General features: G+C 63.3%; 20 protein-coding genes, 1 tRNA gene and 1 pseudogene. 12 read left to right on the top strand and 10 right to left on the bottom strand.

All coding sequences use genetic code 11. The annotated features are described in order from the left end of the window. Window positions 1–21 precede the first annotated feature (21 nt). Window positions 22–111 (bottom strand): K(+)-transporting ATPase subunit F, encoded by a 90-nt coding sequence (locus ACSQ84_RS30950; RefSeq protein ID WP_436215523.1) that lies wholly within the window; start codon window positions 109–111, stop codon window positions 22–24. A gap of 516 nt (window positions 112–627) precedes the next feature. On the opposite strand from ACSQ84_RS30950, the gene ACSQ84_RS30945 reads away from it, so the two are divergent. From ACSQ84_RS30945 to ACSQ84_RS30930, 4 genes are all read left to right on the top strand, one after another. After that, window positions 628–1095, top strand: coding sequence for a hypothetical protein (locus ACSQ84_RS30945; protein WP_436215522.1), 468 nt, complete (start codon window positions 628–630; stop codon window positions 1093–1095). Window positions 1096–1227: 132 nt separating this feature from the next. Beyond that, window positions 1228–2253: a magnesium and cobalt transport protein CorA gene (locus ACSQ84_RS30940; RefSeq protein WP_436215521.1), complete on the top strand. Its 1026-nt coding sequence runs from the start codon at window positions 1228–1230 to the stop codon at window positions 2251–2253. A 123-nt stretch (window positions 2254–2376) separates the two neighbouring features. Continuing rightward, window positions 2377–3552, top strand: coding sequence for a LysM peptidoglycan-binding domain-containing protein (locus tag ACSQ84_RS30935; RefSeq protein WP_436215520.1), 1176 nt, complete (start codon window positions 2377–2379; stop codon window positions 3550–3552). A 280-nt stretch (window positions 3553–3832) separates the two neighbouring features. Continuing rightward, window positions 3833–4627, top strand: coding sequence for a Crp/Fnr family transcriptional regulator (locus ACSQ84_RS30930; protein WP_436215519.1), 795 nt, complete (start codon window positions 3833–3835; stop codon window positions 4625–4627). A gap of 23 nt (window positions 4628–4650) precedes the next feature. Here the strand turns inward: ACSQ84_RS30930 and fdhF are convergent, their stop codons facing one another. From fdhF to mobB, 5 genes are all read right to left on the bottom strand, one after another. Then, complete coding sequence (gene fdhF / locus ACSQ84_RS30925) at window positions 4651–7416, bottom strand: formate dehydrogenase subunit alpha (RefSeq protein WP_436215518.1); 2766 nt, start codon at window positions 7414–7416, stop codon at window positions 4651–4653. Further along, window positions 7413–9122 (bottom strand): NADH-ubiquinone oxidoreductase-F iron-sulfur binding region domain-containing protein, encoded by a 1710-nt coding sequence (locus ACSQ84_RS30920; protein ID WP_436215517.1) that lies wholly within the window; start codon window positions 9120–9122, stop codon window positions 7413–7415. Before ACSQ84_RS30920 ends, fdhF begins: the two co-directional genes overlap by 4 nt. Window positions 9123–9405: 283 nt before the next feature. After that, window positions 9406–9642, bottom strand: a complete 237-nt coding sequence (locus tag ACSQ84_RS30915) for a sulfurtransferase TusA family protein (protein ID WP_436215516.1) — start codon at window positions 9640–9642, stop codon at window positions 9406–9408. 42 nt (window positions 9643–9684) lie between these two features. Then, the gene (locus tag ACSQ84_RS30910; RefSeq protein ID WP_436215515.1) at window positions 9685–10938 is read right to left on the bottom strand and encodes a molybdopterin molybdotransferase MoeA; all 1254 of its coding nucleotides are present in this window, start codon (window positions 10936–10938) and stop codon (window positions 9685–9687) included. Window positions 10939–10944: 6 nt separating this feature from the next. Continuing rightward, on the bottom strand, window positions 10945–11472 hold the full coding sequence (gene mobB / locus ACSQ84_RS30905; RefSeq protein WP_436215514.1) for a molybdopterin-guanine dinucleotide biosynthesis protein B: 528 nt from the start codon (window positions 11470–11472) through the stop codon (window positions 10945–10947). Window positions 11473–11565: 93 nt separating this feature from the next. Here mobB and fdhD point away from each other — a divergent pair, with 93 nt between their 5' ends. The 3 genes from fdhD to ACSQ84_RS30890 all read left to right on the top strand — a co-directional run bounded on the left by fdhD (window position 11566) and on the right by ACSQ84_RS30890 (window position 13519). Continuing rightward, window positions 11566–12456: a formate dehydrogenase accessory sulfurtransferase FdhD gene (fdhD, locus tag ACSQ84_RS30900; protein ID WP_436215513.1), complete on the top strand. Its 891-nt coding sequence runs from the start codon at window positions 11566–11568 to the stop codon at window positions 12454–12456. Continuing rightward, window positions 12446–13090 (top strand): molybdenum cofactor guanylyltransferase MobA, encoded by a 645-nt coding sequence (gene mobA, locus ACSQ84_RS30895; protein WP_436215512.1) that lies wholly within the window; start codon window positions 12446–12448, stop codon window positions 13088–13090. Before fdhD ends, mobA begins: the two co-directional genes overlap by 11 nt. 192 nt (window positions 13091–13282) lie before the next feature. After that, window positions 13283–13519, top strand: coding sequence for a hypothetical protein (locus tag ACSQ84_RS30890; RefSeq protein WP_436215511.1), 237 nt, complete (start codon window positions 13283–13285; stop codon window positions 13517–13519). Between the two features lie 39 nt (window positions 13520–13558). On the opposite strand, the gene ACSQ84_RS30885 is transcribed toward ACSQ84_RS30890, so the two are convergent. Continuing rightward, a complete protein-coding gene (locus tag ACSQ84_RS30885; protein ID WP_436215510.1) occupies window positions 13559–15508 on the bottom strand; it encodes a molybdopterin biosynthesis protein in 1950 nt (649 codons plus the stop codon). Between the two features lie 13 nt (window positions 15509–15521). Next, a complete protein-coding gene (locus tag ACSQ84_RS30880) occupies window positions 15522–16628 on the bottom strand; it encodes a molybdopterin-binding protein (protein ID WP_436215621.1) in 1107 nt (368 codons plus the stop codon). Between the two features lie 210 nt (window positions 16629–16838). On the opposite strand from ACSQ84_RS30880, the gene ACSQ84_RS30875 reads away from it, so the two are divergent. Then, the gene (locus ACSQ84_RS30875) at window positions 16839–18041 is read left to right on the top strand and encodes an ABC transporter substrate-binding protein (protein ID WP_436215509.1); all 1203 of its coding nucleotides are present in this window, start codon (window positions 16839–16841) and stop codon (window positions 18039–18041) included. A gap of 126 nt (window positions 18042–18167) precedes the next feature. On the opposite strand, the gene ACSQ84_RS30870 is transcribed toward ACSQ84_RS30875, so the two are convergent. Then, window positions 18168–19133 (bottom strand): TAXI family TRAP transporter solute-binding subunit, encoded by a 966-nt coding sequence (locus tag ACSQ84_RS30870; RefSeq protein ID WP_436215508.1) that lies wholly within the window; start codon window positions 19131–19133, stop codon window positions 18168–18170. A 258-nt stretch (window positions 19134–19391) separates the two neighbouring features. Between ACSQ84_RS30870 and ACSQ84_RS30865 the strand changes: the two genes are divergently transcribed. From ACSQ84_RS30865 to ACSQ84_RS30855, 3 genes and pseudogenes are all read left to right on the top strand, one after another. Further along, window positions 19392–19467 (top strand) — tRNA-Ile (locus tag ACSQ84_RS30865). 396 nt (window positions 19468–19863) lie between these two features. Further along, window positions 19864–20559, top strand: a complete 696-nt coding sequence (locus ACSQ84_RS30860; RefSeq protein ID WP_436215507.1) for a hypothetical protein — start codon at window positions 19864–19866, stop codon at window positions 20557–20559. A gap of 334 nt (window positions 20560–20893) precedes the next feature. Then, window positions 20894–20987: pseudogene (locus tag ACSQ84_RS30855) on the top strand (cytochrome c); the annotation flags it as partial. A gap of 198 nt (window positions 20988–21185) precedes the next feature. Here ACSQ84_RS30855 and ACSQ84_RS30850 read toward each other — a convergent pair. Then, on the bottom strand, window positions 21186–21632 hold the full coding sequence (locus ACSQ84_RS30850; RefSeq protein WP_436215506.1) for a hypothetical protein: 447 nt from the start codon (window positions 21630–21632) through the stop codon (window positions 21186–21188). A gap of 154 nt (window positions 21633–21786) precedes the next feature. On the opposite strand from ACSQ84_RS30850, the gene ACSQ84_RS30845 reads away from it, so the two are divergent. Next, window positions 21787–23565 carry a hypothetical protein gene (locus ACSQ84_RS30845; RefSeq protein WP_436215505.1) on the top strand — a complete coding sequence of 593 codons (1779 nt, stop codon included), beginning with the start codon at window positions 21787–21789 and terminating at the stop codon, window positions 23563–23565. Window positions 23566–23610: the final 45 nt, after the last annotated feature.

Here is a 23610-nt window from a genome sequence, read left to right as displayed (position 1 = left end):
GACCAGCGTGATCATGGCGGCTCAGAAGCGTTCGGGCCGCAGCAGCGCGTAGGTCAGGTAGAACAAGAGGCCCAGCGCGACGGCGCCGGCGAGCGAATAATCTGATATCATGGCCTTACCCTCACAACCGTTCGCAGGCATAGGCGTAGCCGATGCCCGCCAGGAAGAAGCCTGCGCCTAGCGCCAGCATGACGATGTCCAGCATGGGATGTTCCTGTGCGACGTGAACCGCGGCCAAACAAGCGGCCTCGCGTTGATTGGCGGTGAAGTGCCACCTTGCGCATAGGTTTTCGAGATGGGGGCAATGGCGACGTTATAGGAATCTCATAAGTGCCCGTGGTCGGGGCTACACCATCCCCGGGTCGTCCCCGCGAACGCGGGGACCCACACCGCGTTGTGCTATCGGTGAAGGGAGATCACCACCACCTTCCGCCAAATTCGGGCCACGGCATATGGGTCCCGGCGTTCGCCGGGACGACGTGGGGAGAGAGCGTGTCAGCGTCATTCCACTCACGCTTATGAAATCCCTATTTCTCCGCCCCCCGCCTCATCTCGTTTTCAAATGGCGTTTTGACCACCTTGGGCTCACGGCGGCGATGCCAGCCGCGCCACGAGTGAGATCACGCCATGTCGTTACTTTCAGAATCCCAGCCCCCCGCTGAACCCGGCGATCGGCTTCGCAATGCCTATGCCGTGACCGCCGAATTCCTGTCCGACATCATCGATCAGACCTGCCGTCGCTTTCCGTCCGCGAACCAGAGCAGCAAGACCGCCCGCATCGAGCGGCTGATCCAGTCGGGCGCATGGACCGATGCGGCCCTCGCCCTGGTCGATCTCGAACTGCCGCAATGGCAGCTCCGTCGCATCGCCTACGACGAAGGCGAGTGGCATTGCGCATTGTCGCGCGAACGCGAATTGCCGGACTGGCTCGATCGATCGGCCGAGGGCCGGCACGCCGATCTGGCGCTGGCGATCCTCAGCGCATTCGTCGAGGCCCAGCGCAGCAGCGCGCCGTTGCGCCGGCCCAGCGTCCCGGCCGTGCGCAGCGATTCCGGTGCGATCTATGAGCCGCTCCTCAGCGACAATTTCGGCTAACACCCGAGCTGTCACCCGACTTTGACGATCGCGATGCAGGTGGCCGATCACACATTTGACCACAAAATTCCCCGGTGCCGGCCTTGCCGGGAACACGGCATCGGCGCACGCTTCGGCTGCGATCATCGAGGGATGGAAACCATGAACATAGCTCCGCCAGCGGACATGACGAACGATCCCGTCACTTCGGAAGGTGTCGTCGCGGCCGGGGCCTATGTCGACGGCCGGCGTGTCGCCAACATCGCCATCGAGGAGGCCTCGAGCTGGCGCAGCAAGCCCGGCCATGTGGTCTGGATCGGATTGCACGAACCGGACATGACGATCCTGACCAGCGTGCAGCAGCAGTTCCAGCTGCACGACCTCGCCATCGAGGATGCCGACCACGCCCACCAGCGGCCGAAGATCGAACAATATGGCGAGGGCCTGTTCATCGTAGCGCGCACCGCGCAACTGGTCGGCGACAGCATCGCATTCGGCGAAACCCACCTGTTCGTGGGCGAAGGCTATCTTGTCTCCGTTCGCCACGGCGCCTCGACGTCCTATGCACCGGTGCGTGCGCGCTGCGAGAGCTGCCCGCGGGCGCTGGCCCGCGGCGAAGATTATATCCTCTATGCCATCCTCGACTTCATCGTCGATAATTACTCGCCGGTGCTCGAGACCATCCAGGAAGAGGTCGAAGCGATGGAGGAGCAGGTGCTGGCGAGCGCGATGACGCGGGCGCAGATCGAGCGGCTCTATTTGTTGCGGCGCGATCTGTTGCGGTTGCGGAACGCGGTGGGACCCCTGGTGGAGGTCTGCCGCCGGCTGGAACATGACAATCTGCCGATGATCCGGCCCACCATGCAGCCGCTGTTCCGCGACGTCACCGACCACGTCCGCACGGTTCAGGAACAGATCGACTCGCTCCGCGAGGTGCTCGCTTTTGCCTTCGAGGCCAGCCTTCTGGTCGGCCAGGCCCAGGAGACCGCGGTCTCCAAGAAACTGGCGTCATGGCTTGCCATCATCGCGGTCCCGACCGCGATCGCCGGCATCTACGGCATGAACTTCAAGCACATGCCGGAACTGGAGTGGGAGTATGGCTATTTCGCCGTCGTCGGCACCATCCTGATCGTGTGCGCGGGCCTGTTCTGGCGCTTCCGGCGTGCCGGATGGCTGTAGGCTGACCAGCCGATGACCGCGATTTTCCAGCCGTAAAGCAGTACCCAGCTTGCTCAAGACGCGATAGAGTGCCGACGAGCCGGCGATCCGGCGGGATGGACGCGCATCATGATTGCCACATCGATGAGTCGAATGGTCGTGCCGTTCATGGTTGCGGCCGGTAGCGTGGCGCTTGTCTACGCCAACTATTACGTCCACCGCGCGCCGCCGATCGACACCAGGACCGCAATCGCCGCGGCGGCGGTCTCAAAGCCGGCATCGGGCGCACCAGCTCAGGGCGTGGCGGCGCTCGCAGCGGCCCAGGCGGAAGCAACCGCCGTGACGGCGACGCTGGGCGAATCGGCCCCACCGCCGGACAGCGTGCCGGCGTTCGACGTTGCCCGCATCGAGCCGACGGGCGAAGCAGTGATCGCGGGCCGGGCTGCGCCGGGCGCCGCGGTGGAACTGCTGCGCAACGGCGAGATGCACGACCGCGTGGTAGCGGATCAGTCCGGACAATTCGTCATGGTTCCGCCCCGCCTCCCCTCAGGAACGTATGACCTGACGCTGCGCGCCGGGGGGCCGGACGGCAAGCAGACCTCCTCCAAACAGAGCGTGACGGTGGCGCTCGAACCGAGATCGACCGACCGGCCGGTCGTGGCGCTGATGGCGCCGGACAAACCCACTGTCGTACTGTCGCAGCCAGCCCCGCCAAAGCCGATGGCCGGCGCCGTGGTTGCGGAGACGGTCGAGATCGAGCCGGGCGGCAAGCTCCATGTCAGCGGGCGCGCCCGCCCCGGCGCTGCGGTGAAGCTTTATCTCAACGACAGCTTCGTTGCGTCGGTAACGGCCGGCGCGGAAGGACGTTTTGCGATCACGATCAATGAAGGGGTCGCATCCGGCAACTACCGCGTCAGGCTGGACGAGGTGGAGCCGAATTCCGGCGCGGTGCGCGCCCGCGCCGAGGTGCCGTTCAACGTTCCCGACACTGTTGTCACCGCCTCCGTGCCGGCCACCGCGACCAAGCGGCCGGACGTGGCCGCACCACAGCAGCCGCAGCTGGCGGCTGCCGGAGCCGTTGTCCTTCCGGACAAGGGCTCGCTGCCGGAGAGCGGCTCGCGCTCCACCGTGGTCGTGCCCAAGATCGCCACCACCACCGTCTCGCGCGGCGACAGCCTCTGGCGCATCAGCCGCCTCTCCTACGGAGCGGGCACGCGCTACGCCGTTATTTACAAGGCGAACCGGGAACAGATCCGCAATCCCAACCTGATCTATCCCGGCCAGGTTTTTGTCGTTCCGGTGCCTGAAGCGAAGCCATAGCGCCTGCGCGGCATTTTAGCTCGCGCTCGATTGTGTGCGGCCCTCCTGGACGCGCACGAGAACCGTCATGTCGCGGTTGAACGATTGTCTCTCTTCACTCCGTCGCGGTACGCAGTTCGACCTTTTCGGCCCGCACCGCGCGTCGGAGACTTTCGTGCTTTTTAATCATTTGCGACAAAGCGCCTGCGCCTGGCACGCTTCCCTGCGGGGCTTTGAGGCGGTACAACCCGCCTGTATTCTTGTGTGTAGCGGCTAGAATGAAGTGTAGCGGTGCAGACCAGTGACAATATTTGATCGAATTCTCGACGCGGCCGCGGATAATCTCAGGATAGCGAAAATCCTGGTCCAGCTGGGCCTCGACCCCAACAACATCACCTACGACGCGCTGTTCAATCGCCTCCTGGAAATTTTTCTCCACAATATCACGCTGGCCAACATGTTTGCCCTGGTCGGCGCCATCTTCTTTGTCGCCACCTTGCTGACGCAGACCATGGTGCCGCTGCGCGTCGCGAACATGATCGGTTGCGCCTTCTTCGCCCTGTTCGGCGCGCTCACGGCATCCGTCACGACCTTCCTGCTGTATCTCCTGATGGTCCCCATCAATGCGTATCGCCTCCGTCAAATGCTCGTTCTGGTGAAGAAGGCCCGCAGCGCAACGAAAGGCGATACCTCGCTGGAATGGCTCAAACCGTTCATGACCGAACGCAAATATCGCAAGGGCGATATTCTGTTCAAAAAAGACGATGCCGCCCATGAGATGCTGCTGACCGTCACCGGAAAATTCCTGGTCAAGGAAATCAGCGTCGAACTTCCGCCGGGACGCCTGATGGGCGAGTTTGGCTTCCTCACGCCCGATAACCGGCGCACGGCGACGATCGAATGCATCGAGGATGGTCATGTACTGACCATCAGTTATGACAAGCTGCTCGAGATCTACTTTCAGAACCCGCAGTTCGGCTATTACTTCCTGGTCCTGACCAGCCAGCGCCTGCTGGAGAATATTGCGCGACTGGAAGGGATCGTCGCGCAACACAAGTCCTTGCAGCAGGCCGCGGCTGCGAACGGCCCCAACTGAGCAGCCGCAAACGCCGTTCGAACCTATTCCGCTGCTGTCCGAAGCTCGACCTTTTCCGCGCGCACCGCGCAGAACTTGAATTCCGGAATCTTGCCGAACGGATCCAGCGCCGGGTTGGTCAACAGGTTCGCCGCCGCCTCGGCGTAGCAGAACGGCATGAACACCATATTTTCAGGCACGTCGCGATCGGAGCGCACCTTGACCTCGACCGCGCCGCGGCGGGTTTCCAGCTTGATGAAATCGCCGGGCCACACACTCAGGCGCCGCATGTCCTTCGGCGACATGAACGCGACAGCTTCCGGCTCGATCTGGTCGAGCACCTGGGAACGCCGGGTCATCGAACCGGTGTGCCAATGTTCGAGCACGCGGCCGGTCGACAACACCATTGGATATTCATGGTCCGGCAGTTCGTCCGGCGGAATGACCTTGGCCGGCACGATCTTGCCGCGACCGCTTTCGGTCGGGAAGCCCGTGGTGAAGATGATCTCGTTGCCGGGCTTGTTCGGATCATCCGCCGGATAGGTGACGGCGCCTTCACGGACCAGACGCTCCCAACTGATGTTCTTGAGCGACGGCATCAGCTGCGCCATCTCGGTGTAGACGTCGCCGGGCCCCGAATAATTCCACGGCAGCCCCATGCGCTTGCCGATCTCCTGGATGATCCAGAGATCCTGGCGCGCGTCGCCCGGTGGCTTGATCACCTGGCGCGCAAGCTGCACGCGGCGGTCGGTGTTGGTGAAGGAGCCGTCCTTTTCGGCAAAGGCCGAGGCCGGCAGGATGACGTCGGCATGGAACGCCGTCTCCGTGACGAAGAGGTCCTGCACCACGAGATGATCGAGCATGGCGAGCGCTCCGCGCGCATGCTGAAGATCGGGATCGGACATCGCGGGGTTCTCTCCCTCGATGTACATGCCCTTGATCTCGCCGGCGTGGACCGCGTTTATGATCTCGACCACGGTCAGACCGCGTACAGGATCGAGCTCCTGGCTCCACAGCTTCTCGAAATTGCCGCGCAGGTCGTCGCGGCTAACGGGCTGGTAGTCCGGCAGGAACATCGGGATCAGGCCCGCGTCGGACGCGCCCTGCACGTTGTTCTGGCCGCGCAGCGGATGCAGGCCGGTGCCGGGACGGCCGACCTGTCCGGTGATCAGCGCGAGCGCGATCAGGCAGCGCGCATTGTCGGTGCCGTGAACATGCTGGCTGATGCCCATGCCCCAGAAGATGATCGACGATTTGGCGCGCGCATAGGTCCGCGCCACCTCGCGCAAGGTTTGTGCCGGGATGCCGCAGATCGGCTCCATCTTCTCCGGCGTGAACTCCTTGATTTTCTCCTCCAGATCCTGAAAGCCCTCGGTGTAGCCCGCGATGTACTGATCGTCGGTCAGGCCTTCGGTGATGATCGTGTTGATCATCGCATTTAGCATGGCGACGTCGGAGCCGGGCTTGAACTGCAGGTGCTTGGTAGCGTGGCGTGACAGCGCCTGCTGACGCGGATCCAGGACGAAGAGCTTTGCGCCCTTCTTCGCCGCGTTCTTGATGTAGGTTGCAGCGACCGGGTGGTTCACGGTCGGATTTGCTCCGATCACGATGATGACCTCGGCGTCCATCGCCGCCGCGAACGGGGCCGACACCGCGCCAGAACTCAGGCCTTCGAATAGCGCGGCCACCGACGAGGCGTGGCACAGCCGTGTGCAGTGATCGACATTGTTGGAGCCGAAGCCGGTGCGCACCAGCTTCTGGAACAGATAGGCCTCTTCGTTCGAGCCCTTGGCAGAGCCGAAACCGGCTAGCGCCTTGACGCCGTTCTCGTCGCGGATCTTCACGAGACCCTTGGCGGCGATATCGAGCGCCTCTTCCCATGATGCTTCACGGAAATGCGTGAACGGATTGGCCGGATCGACCTGGTCGTTGGCATCCTTCTTCGCGTTCGGCAGCCGCACCAGCGGCTTGGTCAGACGATGCGGGTGATGGATGTAGTCAAATCCAAAACGTCCCTTGACGCAGAGCCGGTTGTGGTTGGCCGGGCCGTCGCGGCCCTCGGCGTAGATGACCTTGTCGTCCTTGACCTGGTAGGTGACCTGGCAGCCGACGCCGCAGAACGGGCACAGCGAATCCACCTTCTTGTCGGCGTAGGTCACGCGGGTCTGGTTCTCGTCCAGCATCACCGACGGCATCAGCGCGCCGGTCGGGCAAGCCTGCACGCATTCGCCGCAGGCCACACAGCTCGATTCACCCATCGGGTCGTCGAAGTCGAACACGATTTTCGACCCGTGGCTGCGATAAGCCATGCCGATGACGTCGTTGACCTGCACTTCGCGGCAGGCGCGCACGCACAGGCCGCACTGGATGCAGGCGTCGAGATTGACGCTCATCGCGGGATGGCTGGCATCGCCGGCCCAGCGCTCGGCGGCCGGGAAACGGCTTTCGGTGACCTCGACCTTCTCGGCCCAGTGCCAGAACTTGGAATCGGGATCGTGCGACGTCTCGCGCGCCGGCTGGTCGGCGACCAGCAGCTCCATCACCATCTTCTGCGCTGCGACCGCGCGCGCGCTTTCGGATTTCACCTTCATGCCGACGGTGGGCGTACGCTTGCAGGACGCCGCCAGCACGCGCTCACCCTCGATCTCCACCATGCAGGCGCGGCAATTGCCGTCGGGCCGGTAGTCCGGCTCGGGCGAATAGCACAGATGCGGAATTTCCTGGCCCTGGCGTTTCGCCACCTGCCAGATGGTCTCGCCCGCGTTGGCCTCGACCTGCTTGCCGTCGAGTTCGAACTTGATCTTGGTCATTCCGCGGCCTCTTTCGGCACGAATTCTTCTGGAAAATATTTAATGACTGACGTCAGCGGATTCGAGGCCGCCTGCCCGAGCCCGCAGATCGACGCATCGCGCATCGCCTGGCTCAACTGATCGAGCAATTCGCGGTTCCACACCGGACGTTCCATCAGGATCGCCGCCTTCTGGGTGCCGACCCGGCACGGCGTGCACTGGCCGCAGCTCTCATCCTCGAAGAAGCGCATCAGGTTCAGCGCCGCGCCGCGCACGCTGTCGTGCTCGGACAGGATGACGACCGCGGCCGAGCCGATAAAGCAGCCGTATTTTTCCAGCGTGCCGAAATCGAGCGGGATGTTGTCCATCGACGCCGGCAGGATCCCGCCGGACGCGCCGCCCGGCAGATAGGCATGCAAGGTATGGCCATCGGCCATGCCGCCGCAGAACTCGTCGATCAGTTCGCGCACCGTGACACCCGCGGGCGCCAGCTTCATGCCAGGATTTTTGACGCGGCCCGACACCGAATAGCTGCGCAGACCGTGGCGATCGTTGCGGCCGTGACCCTTCCACCAGTCGGCGCCCTTCTCGACGATGTCGCGCACCCACCACAGCGTCTCGATGTTGTTGATCAGGGTCGGCAGGCCGAACAGGCCAACCTGGAATGGATAAGGCGGCTTGTGCCGCGGCAGGCCGCGCTTGCCCTCGATGCTTTCGAGCAGCGAGGATTCCTCGCCGCAGATATAGGCGCCGGCGCCGCGGCGCATGTGCAGCACCGGACCACCCGGCGGCAGTTTTGCGATCTCGCGCTCGAGAATTTCGCGCGAGGCCGGATATTCGTCGCGCAGATAAATGTAGACGTCGGTCGCCTCGACCACATGGGCGCCGATCAGCATGCCCTCAAGGAAGCGATGCGGATCGGTCTCGAGGTAAAAGCGATCCTTAAAGGTGCCAGGCTCGCCCTCGTCGCCATTGATCGCCATCAGCCGCGGACCGGGCTCGCCGAGCACCGCGCGCCATTTTCGCCCGGTCGGAAAACCTGCGCCGCCGAGGCCGCGCAGGGACGCGTCGTCGAGCGACTTCAGCAGGTCTTCTTTGGCCAACGCGCCCGAACGTAGCCGATTGAGCAGCGCGTAACCGCCGCCGGCGACATAGGCATCGTAGCCGACATAGTCAGGCAGATGCGCATGGGTCTCGCCGGCCTTTGCCGCCGCGAGCACGTTCGAGACGGTGGCGTGATCGACAAAGTGATGACCGACTTCGGCGGCCGGTGCCGTGTCGCAGCGGCCGACACATGGCGCGCGCACCACGCGAATGCCGGGGCCGGCCTTGTCCTGCAACTCACGCAGCAGTTTTTCCGCGCCCAGCATCGCGCAGGTCAGCGAATCGCAGACGCGGATGGTCAGCGGCGCGATATCCGGCTCGCCTTCCTTTACGATATCGAAATGCGCATAGAAGGTTGCGGTCTCGAACACTTCGGCAAACGACAGCTTCATCTCGTCGGCGAGGGCCGCGAGATGCGCCGCAGATATCTGATGGTATGTGTCCTGGATCAGATGCAGGTGCTCGATCAGGAGATCGCGCTGCCGCGAGCGATCGCCGAGCAGGAGTTCGATCTCGTGCGCGGCGGTCGGATCGACCTGGCGGCCCTTCGGCGTCGCCTTGGCCCGCTTCCGCCCGGCGCCGGGATGCTCGAAGGAGCGGACTTTCTGCACGTCATGCACCATGGAAATCGTCTCGTTCCTGCCTGTAGGTTTTCGCGATCATAATTCGTGGCATGCCAGATGCCAAGAGAATTGTCGCGTTTTGATAAGCATTTAAGCTGACACACCCGGCGCGGTCATGCCGCTCGCCGCCCGGGCGAGCCTTCGCGTCGGAGCAATCTTTTCGATCCGCGAATGAGAACTGGAATTGATCCAAAGATCAATAAAGCCGTCTCATGTTGCGATTGCGAATGCATATCGATCTGTCTTTGCGATCGGTCGATGCGGATTCAAAATGAACCCCGTCTCAGTTTCCGCCGTTCGCTTTTTCGATCAGGAACACAATGCGGGTCTCCGCGCGCTCCGTGATCTCGACCTTGTCACCGGTTTCGCGGATCAGATTCGGGATATCGATCACCGACAGCGGATCGGTACAGTGAACCTCAAGCCGTCCGCCGGGCTTGACCGACTTCAAGGCCTTGCGCGTCTTCAACGCCGGCAATGGGCATTTCAGGCCGGTGAGATCGAGCTTTGTCGTGGTCATCCCGGGAACATGGCGAAGCGGATGCGCATCGTCAATGAGCCATCAGATCAAGCTTGCATAGGACAGGAAGCCGACCGTCTGGCCGGGCTCGACACGCGTGATCTCTTCGCCGAGTTCAACCAGCCCGTCGGTATCGACCAGTGATGACAACAGCCCCGCACCCTCGCGCGGAAACTTGAACGCCTCGAGCGCGCCATCCGCGGCCTTGCGCAGGGTGACGCGGACATATTCGCGGCGGGCGATTTTCTTCTTGTAGGCGAAGGCGGCGCGAACCGGCATCGGTACAAGCGGTTGTTGCGTGGCGCCCGACAACGCGAGAATCGTCGGCCGGACCACGTGGACGAAGGTGACAAAACTCGCCACTGGATTGCCCGGCAGGCCGATGAACGCCGTGCCGCCGATGATTCCTATCGCGACGGGGCGCCCCGGCTTGATCGCCATCCGCCACAGCACGAGCGAGCCGACGCTTTCGACGCTGGCCTTGACGTGGTCTTCTTCGCCGGTCGACACGCCGCCGGTGGTGAGGATCAGATCATGGGCGCCGGCCGCTTTCTGTATTGCGATCGCGAGCGAGGCGCGTTCGTCCCTGAGAATACCGAGATCGCTGACCTCGCAGCCGAGCCTGACCAGCATCGCCATCAGCATGAAACGGTTGCTATCGAACAATTGCGCCGCTCCGCGCGGCTCTCCCGGCGAGACCAGTTCATTACCGGTTGAGAACACGGCAACGCGGATGCGCCTGACGACGCTGATTTTCGTCAGGCCGAACGCGGCCGCCAGCGCGACATCCTGCGGCCGCAGTCGCTGGCCGGCCTTTAGCGCCGCATAACCCAAAGGGATATCCTCCCCCGCGGGGCGCACATTGGCGCCGGGCTTTAGCCCCGCCGGAAGCACCACCTTGCCGCCGTCGAGGCGGACATCTTCCTGCATGAACACGGTATCGGCGCCGTCGGGCATCGGCGCACCCGTGAAGATGCGAACCGCCTCGCCCGGCCCGATCGGCGCGTTCGCGGAAGCGCCAGCCTGAACGCGGCCTGCGACGGCAAATGCCCGCTCCTTGTCTTTGGGCAGATCGCGGCTCGACACCGCATAGCCGTCGACCGCGGAGTTGGTGAACGGCGGCAGCGGCAGCGGCGCCGAAACATCTGCGGCAAGAACGCGGCCATCGGCATTGGCGAGGGCGACGGTCTCGACCTCGCGCACGGCGGTGACGCGCGCGGCGATGATGCCGACGGCCTCATCGACCGACATCATCGGACCGCCGAAGGCAAAGCAATCGTCGGACAATTGCGCCATCGCTGCTCAGCTCTCCGCTTCGCTGTTTGCCAGCACCTCTTCGACCGATGTCGCCGAGCGAAGCATCATGGCGGCAATCGCCTCGATGTCATCGAGATGGGCCGTGGGCAGTCTGGTTTCAACCGCGGTGTCGGTGGCGATACCGGCCACGCCGGGATCATCGGGGAACAAAAAAGGCTTGCCATTGGCGGCGCGATAAACCTCGATCTTGCGGTGCGGCTCGCGCTTAAAACCCTCGATGACGACGAGATCGACCTGCGACATCCTGGCCAGCAGTTCCGGCAGATGCGGCTCTTCGGCGCCGCGCAATTCATGCATCAGGGCCCATCGCCGCGCGGAAGATACCAGCACCTCGGTGGCGCCGGCCTCGCGATGCCGCCAGGAATCCTTGCCGGGAATATCGACGTCGAAGGCGTGATGGGCGTGCTTGATCACGGAAACCCGCAAGCCCTCTTTCAGCAAATGCGGGATGACCCGCGTCAGCAAGGTGGTCTTGCCGGCGCCGCTCCATCCCGCGAGGCCAATCACTTTCATCATGCTCTCCGCAGCCTGAGCCCGAACCGGGCTAGGCATTCTCCTGAGGTGCTTTATATCGGGTAGCGGATAAAGTCATGCTAACCTGCGGAAATGATGAAGATCGACAAAGCCCCCGTCCCCCTGATCGTGCCCAACCCTGACGATCCCAGGCTGACCGAGCGCGTCAGCGGGACCGACCAGACCGGCGCCACGGTGGAAATCAGGGTGCCGGTGGAACGGCCGCTGACGCTGTATCTGAACGCGCAGGAGATCGTCACCATGATGACGATCGGCGACTATCCGGAATATCTCGCGCTCGGCTATCTCCTGAACCAGAACATGCTGAAATACGACGACGTCGTCACCGAGGTCGAATATGACGACGACCTGCAGGTGGTGGTGGTGCGCACCGAGCACCACACCAATTTCGAGGCGAAACTAAAGAAGCGCACGCAGACCTCGGGCTGCGCGCAGGGCACCGCGTTCGGCGACCTCTTGGAGGCGGTCGAAAGCGTCGCACTGCCGAAGGCGGAGTTGCGCACCTCGTGGCTCTACGAGATGACGCACGCGATCAACACCATGCCATCGCTCTATCTCGAGGCCGGCGCCATCCATGGCTGCGTGCTGTGCCAGCAAGGCACGCCGGTCTGCTACACCGAGGACGTCGGCCGCCACAACGCGGTGGACAAGATCGCCGGCTGGATCTATCGCCACGGCGTCGATCCCGCCGACAAGATTCTCTACACCACGGGGCGGCTGACGTCCGAGATGGTGATCAAGACGGTGCGGATGGGGATTCCCATTCTGGTGTCGCGCTCGGGTTTTACGGCGTGGGGCGTCGAGCTGGCGCGGCAGGTCGGGCTGACGCTGGTCGGGCGCACGCGGGGCAAGCGGTTCATCGCGCTGTCAGGCCAGGAGCGCATCGTGTTCGACCAGAATCTCGCCTTTGTCGAAGAGGAATCGGCGCGGCACAAGCGCAAGGGCGAAGACCGTGACGAGTGAGGCGACGGCAAGAGCCGCGCTGGCTATACCCGGCGTGCTGCTCGCCGGCGGTCTGGCGCGGCGGATGGGCGGCGGCGACAAGCCGATGCGCACCATCGCTGGCCGCACCATCCTTGACCGTGTGATCGCCCGGTTGCAGCCGCAATGCGACGGGCTCATTCTCAATGCCAACGGCGATCCCGCGCGGTTCGCGGCATTCGGGCTGCCTGTCATCGCCGACGGGGTCGCCGATTTTCCCGGACCGCTGGCCGGCATCCTGGCGGCGCTGGAGTGGGCCGCGGCCAACCGTCCGGAGGTCAGATGGGTGCTGAGCGCCGCGGCGGACTGCCCGTTCCTGCCGCGCGATCTCGTGGCGCGTCTCGTTGCGGCATTGCGCGACGAGAATGCGGAGCTTGCGGTCGCGGCCTCCGGCGGCCAGTCGCATCCGGTGATCGGGCTGTGGAGCGTGGCGTTGCGCGAACAACTCCGCCACGCGCTGGTCGTCGAGGACGTCAGGAAGATCGACCGCTTGACCGCGCGCTACCGCCTCGCCACCGTGACCTGGCCGGTCGGGCCGATCGACCCGTTCTTCAATGCCAACACCATGGATGATATTGCCGAGGCGGACCGTCTGGCCGCGCTGGATGGCGGGTAAACTCTCTCAGTTCGTCATTTCCGGGATGCGCCCCTTGGCGCAGGCCCGGAATCCATAACCACGATCGGGAGTATGGATTCCGGGCTCGCGCTCCGCGCGCCCCGGAATGACGGAGGGAGCCTTGAACCGGGTCGCCACCCACAACGACCACTGAACGCCAGGGGCCTGCCCGCATGGCGTTGAGACGCGGTCATGATTGAGCTTCTTTGGGGTACTTTTGTCTTCATCCTCCGGGCGATATATGTCGTCCTGGAAATCGTGGTGTTTGTCTCGGATATTCGCCAGCTTTGGCGATGGATGACCGGCAACTCGAGCACGGTCGAAGTACCGCCGGAACCGAAGATCATCTCCCCTGCGGCGCAGCGGGCGCTCGACGAAGCCAAGCAGCGCCGAAATCACGCCGCCAGCGGCACGGTCCAGGCGTCGTAGCCACAGACCCAGTCGGCATCGGTCTTTCCGCTGAGCATGTCAGGCCGGGCGAAATCCGGCTCGTTCCAACGCCGCGCGGCCCTCTTGCGACGCCAGCGCCTCGAGAAAGGCCTGCACCGCCGCCCGCTGTTTGCGCGCAGTCACCAGCGCGAAATCATAATGCTCTTCGGCAAAGGGAATGAAACCGAGGTCGGAGGCATGGGCCACCGGCGCGATGGTCATGCCCCAATCGGCGCGGTGCTGCGCCACGGCGGCCGCGACCGCGTTGTGCGAGCGCGGTTGATTCCAGTAACCGTCGGGCCTCGCGCCTGCGAGCAGCCGGTCGATCAGGATCCGCGTGCCGGCGCCCTGGTTGCGGTTGACCATGATGCAGGCGGGATCGGCGAGTGCCGCGCGCACCGCGGCCTCGGCGCTCAGGCCTTCGAAGCGCGTATCGCCCTTGCGGAACACGATGCCCTGCATCCGCCGCCAGCCCGGCACCAGTTCCAGTCCGGCGGTGAGATAGGGCGTGTTGTAAGTCTCGGTCTTGTCGTCGAACAGATGGATCGGCGCGAAATCGCATTCGCCGCGCTTCGCCGCGGCCAAGCCGCCGAGGCTGCCGATCGCGATCGACCGCACCGAAAGCCCCGCGCGCACCAGCGGCGCGGTGACCAGATCGAGCCCGGTGCAGTGGCTGCCGACGATGACCAAATCTGGCACCCGCACATGTGGCGTGAACAGCGTCACTTCGGTATCCGTGCCTGCCGGCATCTGGTCGGCCAGCGCGTCGATGCGCAGGAAACCGTCGGCCTGCGCGAACGAGGTGATCGCGCCCGAACCTTTGCCGGTGGGATAGGCGACCAGGCCGTCAACCCCCTCAATCAGCGACACCATCACGAATTCGGTGCGGCCAAGCTCGGAGGCAATCCGCACCGGGATTTTGGCGCTGACCTTGGCGTCCGAACGCGGCGGCAGGCCGGCCATGCGCCGCAGCACCGGCACGATCATGTCGTGGAAGGTGAACATCGCCGAGGTCGGGAATCCCGGCAGGATCACCACCGGCTTGCCGTAGCAGACCGCGAGGCACAGCGGCTTGCCCGGTTTGAGCGCGACGCCGTGCGCGATGATGCCAGGCTTGCCCAGTCGCGCGATGATGCGATGCGACACATCGCCGGCGCCTTTGGAAGTGCCGCCCGACAGCACCAGCATGTCGCTCGTTTCAAGCGCGTCGCGCATCGCGGCTTCGAGTTGGGCTTCATCATCGGGAATGGCGCCGAGAAACGCGGCCTCGCCGCCATTCTCCGTGATGGCCGCGGTGACGATGGCGCCATTGGTGTCGTAGATCGCGGCGGGGCGCAGCGGCGAACCCGGCTGCACAAGTTCGTCGCCGGTCGAGAGGATGGCAACGCGCGGCCGGCGCGCGACCGTGATCTGCGCGATGCCGCAGGCCGCCAGCATGCCGATCTCGCGCGAGCCGATAAGGGTGCCGGCGCGCAGCAGCGCCTCGCCGCGCGCGATGTCGGAGCCGGCGTAGGAGACGAATTGCCCGGGAGAGGCGGCGCGGCGGATTTCGATCGCGCGCGGTCCCGCCGGCTGGGTGTGCTCGACCATCACGATGGCATCGGCGCCGCGCGGCACCGGGCCTCCGGTCGCAATCGAAGTCGCGGTTCCCGACAGCACCGGCCGCATCGGCGCGGTGCCGCAGGCGATTACTTCATCATTCAGGATCACGCGCACCGGCGACGCTTCACCGGCGGACGCGAGATCGGCGGAGCGCACCGCAAAACCATCGACATTGGAACGGTCGAACGGCGGCACGTCGATCGGCGCGATCACGTCCTCGGCAAGTGCGCAGCCGAGTGCATTGGCGAGCGCGCGCGGCTCGCTTGGTACCGCGCGCGGGAACAGCGCGGCTTCAAACCGCACCAGCGCGTCCTCGCGCGACAGTATCGTCAGGAACTGGTCCTGATCGAGGGCGTCGCGGTTGTTTGGCGAGGGCGTCGAATTCATGCGGAGATCCCTGTCATTCCCGCAACATATAGCCATCGACCGCCGCGCCTGCAGCAAATCCTTCCGCGCCGCCGGGCACGGTTAACCAGGCCTCCGCGCGGGCGATCGCATCGAGCGACAGTTCCCCGACCGCCAGCGTCACCCAGGCGCCTTCTTGTCGCTCCAGCAGCACGACTTCCGCAATGCCAACGGCGGAGGCGATCTTCCGCGCCAGCGCCAGGGTGAGCGTCTTGCGCGGCCGGCGGCCCGACAGCCGATCCAGCACGGGCAGTGCCAGCGTCCACCACGCCGCGAACGCCTGATCCGGGGCGCCCGGCAGCACGACCACGGGGGTGTTGACGATGCGGCCCACTGCCGAGGTGCGGCCGGGCTGCACGGCAATGCCATGGACGAGCACCTCACCGCACCCGGCCAGCGCCGTCACCGCAGCATCAGTGCGGCCGACGCCACTGCCGCCGACCAGCAACAACAGGTCGCACGCGCCAGCATCGATCGCCGCGACAATCGACGCGGCGTCGCGCCCCGAGGCAGTAACGGACACCACATCGGCGCCGGCGGTGCGCGCGCTTTCCGCGATCAGGTCCGACGTCACCGAACCGCCGGGAATGTTGACGATGCGCAGGCGCGGCCGCCGCACGCGCAATCGTGTGATTCCCGCCGCCCGCGCGATCATGAGGTCACGCGCCAGCACGCGCCGCCCTGCCTCGACCACGCGGCTGCCCGCGGCGATGTCACCACCGGCCCGGCGAACGCCCTGCCCCGGAATCGCTTCCGCCAGCACCTGCGGCATCGGGTCCGATAGCTCGACGGAATCGGCATCGAGCACGCAATCGAAGCCATCCGGCATGGCGTCACCGGCTTCGACCCAGACCGGCAACCTCGCCAGCGGCAATGGCGAATAGGACGACGCGCCGACGAGATCGCGGGCACATAACGCAAAGCCATCACTGGCGGCGATGTCGTGCGGCGGCAGCGCACCTGATGGCGGCATGTCCGCGGCGATGCAACGCAGCGCATCGGCGAGCGGCAGTTCCGACGGCGTTACCGGCTCGACACCCTTCAACAGGGCGGCGAGCGCCACATCCAACGGCGTCAGCGAGGCCGGCAAGCGCTGGTTCAAGATCATCGGTCGCGTATGCCCTGAATCGAGCCGGAAATAAACAGAACCCGATACCGGCAGCGGCCGCCCCCTCTTTCGACCAAGTTGACGCCGGCCCAAATTAGTTGCAAATGGGACCAATTGGCGGAAGCAACCGCCTGCCGACACAACGGCCAATGTGCCGATCCACAAGGGAGAAACGGGATGTTCCCAGGGAATACGCAGTTATCCATGCATCTATCATTCCTCGGTGCGCTTGCGGCCGCGATGCTGGCGTCGTCGGCGGCGCTCGCACAAGTTTCCGATGATCTCGTCAAGATCGGCGTTCTCACCGACATGAACGGCCCGGCGGCGACGCCGACCGGCCAGGGCTCGGTCACGGCCGCGCAAATGGCGATCGACGATTTCGGCGGCAAGGTGCTGGGCAAGCCGATCAGCCTGATCGTCGGCGACCATCAGCTGAAGCCGGATATCGGCGGCAGCATCGCGCGGCGCTGGTACGATGTTGACCAGGTCGATCTGATCGTCGACGTGCCGGTATCGGCGGTCGGGCTGGCGGTGCAGAACATGGCCAACGAGAAGAAGAAGCTGTTCATCACGCATTCAACCCTCGCCGCGGATTTTCACGGCAAATTCTGCTCGCCTTACGCGATGCAGTGGGTGATCGACACCCGCTCGCTCGCGGCCGGCACCGCGCAGGCGGTGGTGAAGCGCGGCGGCGACAGCTGGTTCTTCATCACCGACGATTACGCGTTCGGCCACGCGCTCGAACGCGACGCCTCCGCCGTGGTCACGGCCAATGGCGGCAAGGTGCTGGGCTCGGTGCGGCCGCCGCTTGCGACCTCCGATCTGTCGTCCTTTGTGCTGCAGGCACAGGCGTCCAAGGCAAAGATCATCGGCATCGCCGCCGGTCCGCCGAACAACATGAACGAGATCAAGACCGCCTCGGAGTTCGGCGTCCTCAAGGGCGGCCAGCAGATGGCGGCCTTGCTGGCGCTGATCACCGACATTCATTCGCTTGGGTTGCCGGCGGCGCAGGGCCTGCTTTTGACGACGTCGTTCTACTGGGACATGGACGACAAGACCCGCGAATGGTCGAAGCGCTATTTCGCCAAGATGAACCGGATGCCGACGATGTGGCAGGCCGGCGTCTATTCATCGGTGATGTACTATCTCAACGCCATCAAGGAGACCGGCACCGACGAGCCGCTGAAAGTGGCGGCCAAGATGCGCGAAAAACCGATCGAGGATTTCTTCTCCCGCAACGGCAAGCTCCGCGAGGACAATCTGATGGTGCATGACCTCTGGCTGGTCGAGGTCAAGAAGCCGGAAGAATCGAAGTATCCGTGGGACTACTACAAGATTCTGGCCAAGATCCCCGGCGATGAAGCGTTCGGCCCGCCGGATAAGGCATGCTCGCTGGTGAAGAAGTGACTGCGTAGCAGTCATTCCGGGGCGCGAAGCGAACCCGCAATCTCGAGATTCCGGGTTCGCTTCGCGCCCCGGAATGACTCGTCACCTTGGAGACGCGCGCCGAGCGGCGCGCTGCTCAGGTGTGGGTCACTTCACCACCCCAACCTCGCGGAAATATTTCAGCACGCCCGGATGGATCAACTGCGGGTTGGGCGCGGCCGCGACCGTGTTCGCTGCCGTCGTCTCGCACGCCTGCGGCAACTTCTTGCACAACGCACCCTCCGCGCCGTGCAACGTCTTCGCCAGCCGGTACGCGACATCGTCGGGCAGGCTTTCGCGCGCGAGGACAAAACTCCACGAGCCGATCGAATCGATTGCCGCGGGCTGGTTCGGATAGCTGTTGGCGGGCACCGTCAGCGGCTTGAGAAAGCTGTGCTTGGCGCGAACTTTGGCGATCTCGCCGGCGTCGGGTGCAATAAAGCGCGCGCCGCCAGGGCTTTCAACCATGCTCTTGAATCCGGGCCAGCCGACGCCCGCGCCCCACAGCGCCGCGGCGCGGCCGTCCTGCACCATGGCCGGGCCGTCACCAGCGCGGTCGAGATAGATCGACTTGAAATCCTCGTCCTGCTTCAGCCCGATGCCGTCGAGCATGTAGCGCGACAGGATCGGCAGGCCCGATCCCCTGGCGCCGAACGCCACCGGCTGGCCGACGAGATCGCGAATCGTCTTGTAAGGGCTGTCCGCGCGCACCACGAACATGCCCGGGCTGGAATACATCGCGGTCAATATCTTCAGCTTGGTCGGCGCCCGCCCGATGCCCATGAAGGCCTCGTAGGAAGGCTCCCCCGCCACCAGCGCGATATCGAGCCCGCCTGTTTCGAGCAGCGGGATGTTCTCGTTGCTGCCCTTGGTGTTGCGCGGCTCGATCGACAGGGCCGGATCGGCGGCATTCATGATTTCCGCGAACGCATTGCCATAGACCGGGAAGCCGCCGCCCGGCGTCGCGGTTCCAAGGCTGACGGTTGTTTTGGGTATGGCCTTGCCTCCATCTTGCGCCGCAGCGCCGCCAGCAAACAGCAGAACGCCGGCGCAGACAATATGAGCGAGTTTCATGTTGGGCCTCAAGCGCTGCTCCGGGGAGCCGGTGTGCTCCGCGAAGGATGGCTAATCAACGCGTAGCGGAGGTTGTAGGCAAGCGTTGACTTTCATGAAATCTGGCAAGCTCGTCGCTGATGGGACCCGGGAAACGGTGTAAACTGGCGAGATCTGCTGGCGTTTCGGAGGATTAAGCTCGGCATTGCGGGATTGCGATCACCACTGTAAACGATGCCCGCACCGTTGCCGGCCGCCTCAAAACGGTCGCTCGCGGCGGGGCCTGTAGCTCAATGGTTAGAGCCGGCCGCTCATAACGGTCTGGTTGCAGGTTCGAGTCCTGCCGGGCCCACCACACGGATCAATGGCTTAGCTGCTTTCATTTCATAGCCTGTTGATCACCGCACCAGAAATGCCTCGCTTCGCTGCTCCAACCGACGCTTCAGCGGCTCGCAAGCTATTTCGCCAGCTTCGATCTGGCTACGGTTGCTCCGCATGATCGTAGATTCGGCGGCAATTTCGCATTAGGACTAAAGAGCAATCGGCTACATTCCCTGATCTGAACGGCCCTTCGACAGGTTGAGAGCCTTCGAACGGAACGTGCAGAACTGATCGCAAAAATTGCGCGCGCCGAATTTCCAAAGTTGAGACTAGACAAGTAGTCGCACTCCTAGAGGTTGCACCTAATGGCCGGCCAGTCTAGATTCACGAGTTCATTTCGGTCATCCATTCTTGTTTGAGAGAGTTTGCAATGAAGTTTGCAGTCTTGGTTCTCACTTTGATCGCCGCTACAACGGTTTCGTATTCGGCTCATTCGCAATCGACAACATCAGCGTTGACAGATCTGGAAATAGAAATGGTGCCGACTCAGCGCGACCCTTCGATCAACGCGGTCTATTTGAAGAATAAGAACACCGGGTCCAGCGTCATAGGCGCGCTTAGCGCGACTGGCGATAAGAATTTTCGCGTCGAAACGCTTCAGCGTGCAACATCGCGCAATGTCTTTCCTCAACAGTTCGAAGTCAGGGTTCCGCCAGGTCAAAAACAGTACATCGGCACCGATCGTATAAAGCACGCACTGCCGCAGCTCGGCATCGAACAAATCAAGGTCACCTACAACCTCGATGGGGCTAGATACGTAGCTACTGAGCCTTATCCGGTGCCCGCGCCAGGAGCGCTTTTTGATAACGTCTTCGCTTACGAAATCGCTTACAGCAACGGATATGTCACCATCCTTATTAATTTGAATCATGTTTTCGGCGTAGAGTATGATCTCGACCCCCTCCCGGGAAGCGTGCCGGACGCCGGGGTAAGACAGGGACTCATGCCGATGGAAAGCAAATTAGCCTATCAGGGGGGCGGTGAAATGCGACACCCCGCCTGGCGCGTGATCAATGCTCGCTTCTTTCTGGTCGATGATGCGAAGCTGCGCTTGCACGATTGGTAAAAACTTCGTTTGGGTCTGCGCCCCGCCAGCCCGCGCTGTGCAAACCGAGCCGAAACGGAATCGCGCGCGACGCCGACGCGCTTTATCCAAAACTCGCTGTCCGACCGTAAGGATCAAGCCAAAGGCGCGCGTCAAGTGCACGGCCCGCACGCCAGCTGGTACGTCATTCGGTGATGGTCTGGAGTGGAGCGGAGGCGAAGCTTCGCGAAGCCAACAGGCTGGAGAACAAGTGGAAAGTGGGGAGGACGACCAATGAGGATTGCCACCTGGCAGCCTCTTCGTAGTCAGGGTGCCCTCCAATTAGATAGAGCAAAAGCAAGACAGACCGAGATAGCTTCCAGGTCCTTCAAACCCAGAGAGAAAAGGTTTCGACCGTCATGCTCCGGATTGTGCCACCGGGCGAAACCGCGGCCGCTGCGACCAAGTAGTCTGGTCTGATCCAAAACAATACGCCGCATTGTCTAGCGTAAGTGGACGCCCGCGGGTGAACGATCAAATTGTTTGAAGGCTTCGACGCCCGGCCGCCACTTTCTGCCGGTCTACAGCGGAATGCCGTAGCTACTCAAACAAAAGGCAGGCGGAAAATCCGCCTGCCAAATGTCATCATAGCGTGTGCGGTACGAGCTTCAGGTTTTGGTGCAAGGGTAGATGAACTGCAGCGCTTCCAGGTTGGGTTCTGTGACCCCGATTACGTAACCTGGGCCCTCCCCATAATCTACCTGCGTCTTCGAGAAGAAGAATTTCAGCTCACGTTCGCCGGGACAGTTAAATTCCTTGAACGTATAGATGTAACAATCAACGGGGCATCCGATGTTCATCGGAAAGACTTTGGCATCCTTCTCGTAGTCAAGTTCAATCGTGACGACTTCCGGCGGGTCCGTGCCGTAAACTACCGTCTGAGTAACGATCGCCTTCTTTGGCGTCAGATCTGCAGCAATTTTCAAATGAAAGTCACCGTCGTCGATTTTGTAAATGTACTGCGCCGTCACACCGCCGAGTGCCTTTAGCTTTGTTTCCTTCGCCGCAGTAGCGACATACGAAATCATTTGCGCAAAAGTAGTATCGTGTTTCATGATCCCTCCAGATTGATCAACTTGACAGCAACATTCGCACCACCAAACCTGGCACGGCGCCCGTTCCCCAACCGCGACCCCAGCGTTCAGAAATCGAAAAAAAAGCGTGAAAGTTGCGTTTTGTCAGCTATCATCGGGAGGGGGATGGCTGCGAATGTTGACTTGGACGTCGAAATTCAAACTTCGCCTTCTTGGTCCGTTCAGTCTCGTGGACCCGGAAGGACGAAGGATCGCGATTCCGAGCCGTAAAGGCGCGGCGCTGCTTGCGCTGCTTGCGCTTTCCAAGGATGGCGAGCGGGCCCGGGGCTGGCTGCAGACCCAATTGTGGGGCAGCCGCGAGGCGAAAGAGGCCAATGGCAGCCTGCGGCGCGAATTGTCGGATCTGCGCAAGCGGCTCAACCGCCCGTCCTGGACGCCGCTCATCTGCGAGCGGGACCGGGTGCGGCTCGACCTCGACATCGTCAGCGTCGATATCCTCGAGCCGGACCAAGACATGCGCACGAGCGACTCCGGCCAGCCCGGCGAATTTCTCGAGGGCTTCGACATTCCCGGCGAGGAAGCCTTTGAAGAGTGGCTGCGTGACCAGCGCAGTCGCCTGGCCAGATCCGCGGTGAATCACGCCCTGACCGAAACAGCGCCGCCCCCGATCTCCGGTGCCGTTCCGGCTTCCGGTGCCGTCCCGGCCGCCGAACCCGGGTTCATGTGGCCGGTGGGCTCGAGCGATGGCCCCTCGCTGGCGGTCCTGCATTTTGCAAATCTGACAGGCAACCCCGACGAGGCCTATTTTGCCGAAGGCTTCAAGCAGGAATTGATCAACCGGCTGTCGCGCCTGCGATGGCTGGCGGTTGTCGCCGGCAACTCCGGCGGTCCGCGAGGCTCGACGATCTCCAGTCAGGAGGCCCGCGGGCTGGGTGCCAAGTATCTCGTCGACGGAACCGTCCGGACGGCCGGAGAGCTGACGCTGATCGATGTAACCCTTTACGAAGCGGTACGCCTCCAGGCGGCATGGTCCAAGCGACTGGAGATCCCGCGATCGGTGATCGGGACCGCTCTCGACGAATGCCTGCGAGAGCTGGTCGCCCATCTGGGCGCCAAGATCGACCATGGAGAACAGTCGAGCGCGCGGGAAAAGCGCGCATCGGACGCGAATGTCACCGATCTTCTTTGGCGGGGTCGCTGGCACCTGAACCGCCTGCAGCATGCCGATTCGGATCGGGCCCAAGAGCTGTTCGCCAGGGCCCTCGCGCTCGATCCGCACTCCCCTGAAGCCTTGATCAACGTCACCCACGGACTGGCCTGGGCGATCTGGACCGGACGGCAGCCGGCACAGCGGGTGCACGAAATGCGACGCCTGGCGCAGCAATCGATGCGCGCCGATCCATCCGATGGCCGGGCCTACTGGCTTGCGGGCACGGCGGAGACCTGGTTGCGGCACACGCAGCCCGCGCTCGACCTTCTGTTCCAGGCGGTAGACTTGACGCCAAGCCTGGCCATTGCGCATGCGCAGATCGGGTGCACCCTGAATCTGTCAGGCAGGCCCGAGCAGGCAGCCAAGCCGCTTCAGCTGGCCAGACGGCTCAGCCCGTTCGACGTGCATCTCTTCTTCGTCCTTGGCGAACTGGCGATGATGTGCAGCCTGCTTGGCGAGTACCGGGAGGCCATCGCCTACGCGGATCTGGCCATCGTGCGCCGGGAGCAATACTGGTACGCGCACATGATCAAGATCGATGCCCTTTTGCAGCTTGGCGACAGGCGGCAGGCGGCCGTGGCCTTTGAAGAGCTCAGAGCCATCAAGCCGGGCTTCGTCACCAGCTATATTGACTGGATACCATTTGAAGACGGCTCGCTGAACCGCCGGTTCGCCGAGTCGATTTCTGCGGCTGCGGCGGACCATTCCGGTACGGCAACTGCAGACGGTTTTTCACATCACTGATTGCGCTGGGGAACGATTTTAGAACGAGGGGAAATTATGCGAGAC

The organism is Bradyrhizobium sp. LjRoot220, from assembly GCF_964252915.1.
Classification (GTDB): Bacteria; Pseudomonadota; Alphaproteobacteria; order Rhizobiales; family Xanthobacteraceae; genus Bradyrhizobium.
Note: the sequence above shows the minus strand (reverse complement) of the source record. Positions and strands in the feature narration are given on the sequence as shown.

Excerpts from the sequence above, each read along its gene's own strand:
- ACSQ84_RS30950 (WP_436215523.1), bottom strand. The coding sequence starts at position 111 with ATGATATCAGATTATTCGCTCGCCGGCGCCGTCGCGCTGGGCCTCTTG.
- ACSQ84_RS30945 (WP_436215522.1), top strand. The coding sequence starts at position 628 with ATGTCGTTACTTTCAGAATCCCAGCCCCCCGCTGAACCCGGCGATCGG.
- ACSQ84_RS30940 (WP_436215521.1), top strand. The coding sequence starts at position 1,228 with ATGGAAACCATGAACATAGCTCCGCCAGCGGACATGACGAACGATCCC.
- ACSQ84_RS30935 (WP_436215520.1), top strand. The coding sequence starts at position 2,377 with ATGAGTCGAATGGTCGTGCCGTTCATGGTTGCGGCCGGTAGCGTGGCG.
- fdhF (WP_436215518.1), bottom strand. The coding sequence starts at position 7,416 with ATGACCAAGATCAAGTTCGAACTCGACGGCAAGCAGGTCGAGGCCAAC.
- ACSQ84_RS30920 (WP_436215517.1), bottom strand. The coding sequence starts at position 9,122 with ATGGTGCATGACGTGCAGAAAGTCCGCTCCTTCGAGCATCCCGGCGCC.
- ACSQ84_RS30915 (WP_436215516.1), bottom strand. The coding sequence starts at position 9,642 with ATGACCACGACAAAGCTCGATCTCACCGGCCTGAAATGCCCATTGCCG.
- ACSQ84_RS30910 (WP_436215515.1), bottom strand. The coding sequence starts at position 10,938 with ATGGCGCAATTGTCCGACGATTGCTTTGCCTTCGGCGGTCCGATGATG.
- mobB (WP_436215514.1), bottom strand. The coding sequence starts at position 11,472 with ATGAAAGTGATTGGCCTCGCGGGATGGAGCGGCGCCGGCAAGACCACC.
- fdhD (WP_436215513.1), top strand. The coding sequence starts at position 11,566 with ATGATGAAGATCGACAAAGCCCCCGTCCCCCTGATCGTGCCCAACCCT.
- ACSQ84_RS30890 (WP_436215511.1), top strand. The coding sequence starts at position 13,283 with ATGATTGAGCTTCTTTGGGGTACTTTTGTCTTCATCCTCCGGGCGATA.
- ACSQ84_RS30885 (WP_436215510.1), bottom strand. The coding sequence starts at position 15,508 with ATGAATTCGACGCCCTCGCCAAACAACCGCGACGCCCTCGATCAGGAC.
- ACSQ84_RS30875 (WP_436215509.1), top strand. The coding sequence starts at position 16,839 with ATGCATCTATCATTCCTCGGTGCGCTTGCGGCCGCGATGCTGGCGTCG.
- ACSQ84_RS30870 (WP_436215508.1), bottom strand. The coding sequence starts at position 19,133 with ATGAAACTCGCTCATATTGTCTGCGCCGGCGTTCTGCTGTTTGCTGGC.
- ACSQ84_RS30860 (WP_436215507.1), top strand. The coding sequence starts at position 19,864 with ATGAAGTTTGCAGTCTTGGTTCTCACTTTGATCGCCGCTACAACGGTT.
- ACSQ84_RS30850 (WP_436215506.1), bottom strand. The coding sequence starts at position 21,632 with ATGAAACACGATACTACTTTTGCGCAAATGATTTCGTATGTCGCTACT.
- ACSQ84_RS30845 (WP_436215505.1), top strand. The coding sequence starts at position 21,787 with ATGTTGACTTGGACGTCGAAATTCAAACTTCGCCTTCTTGGTCCGTTC.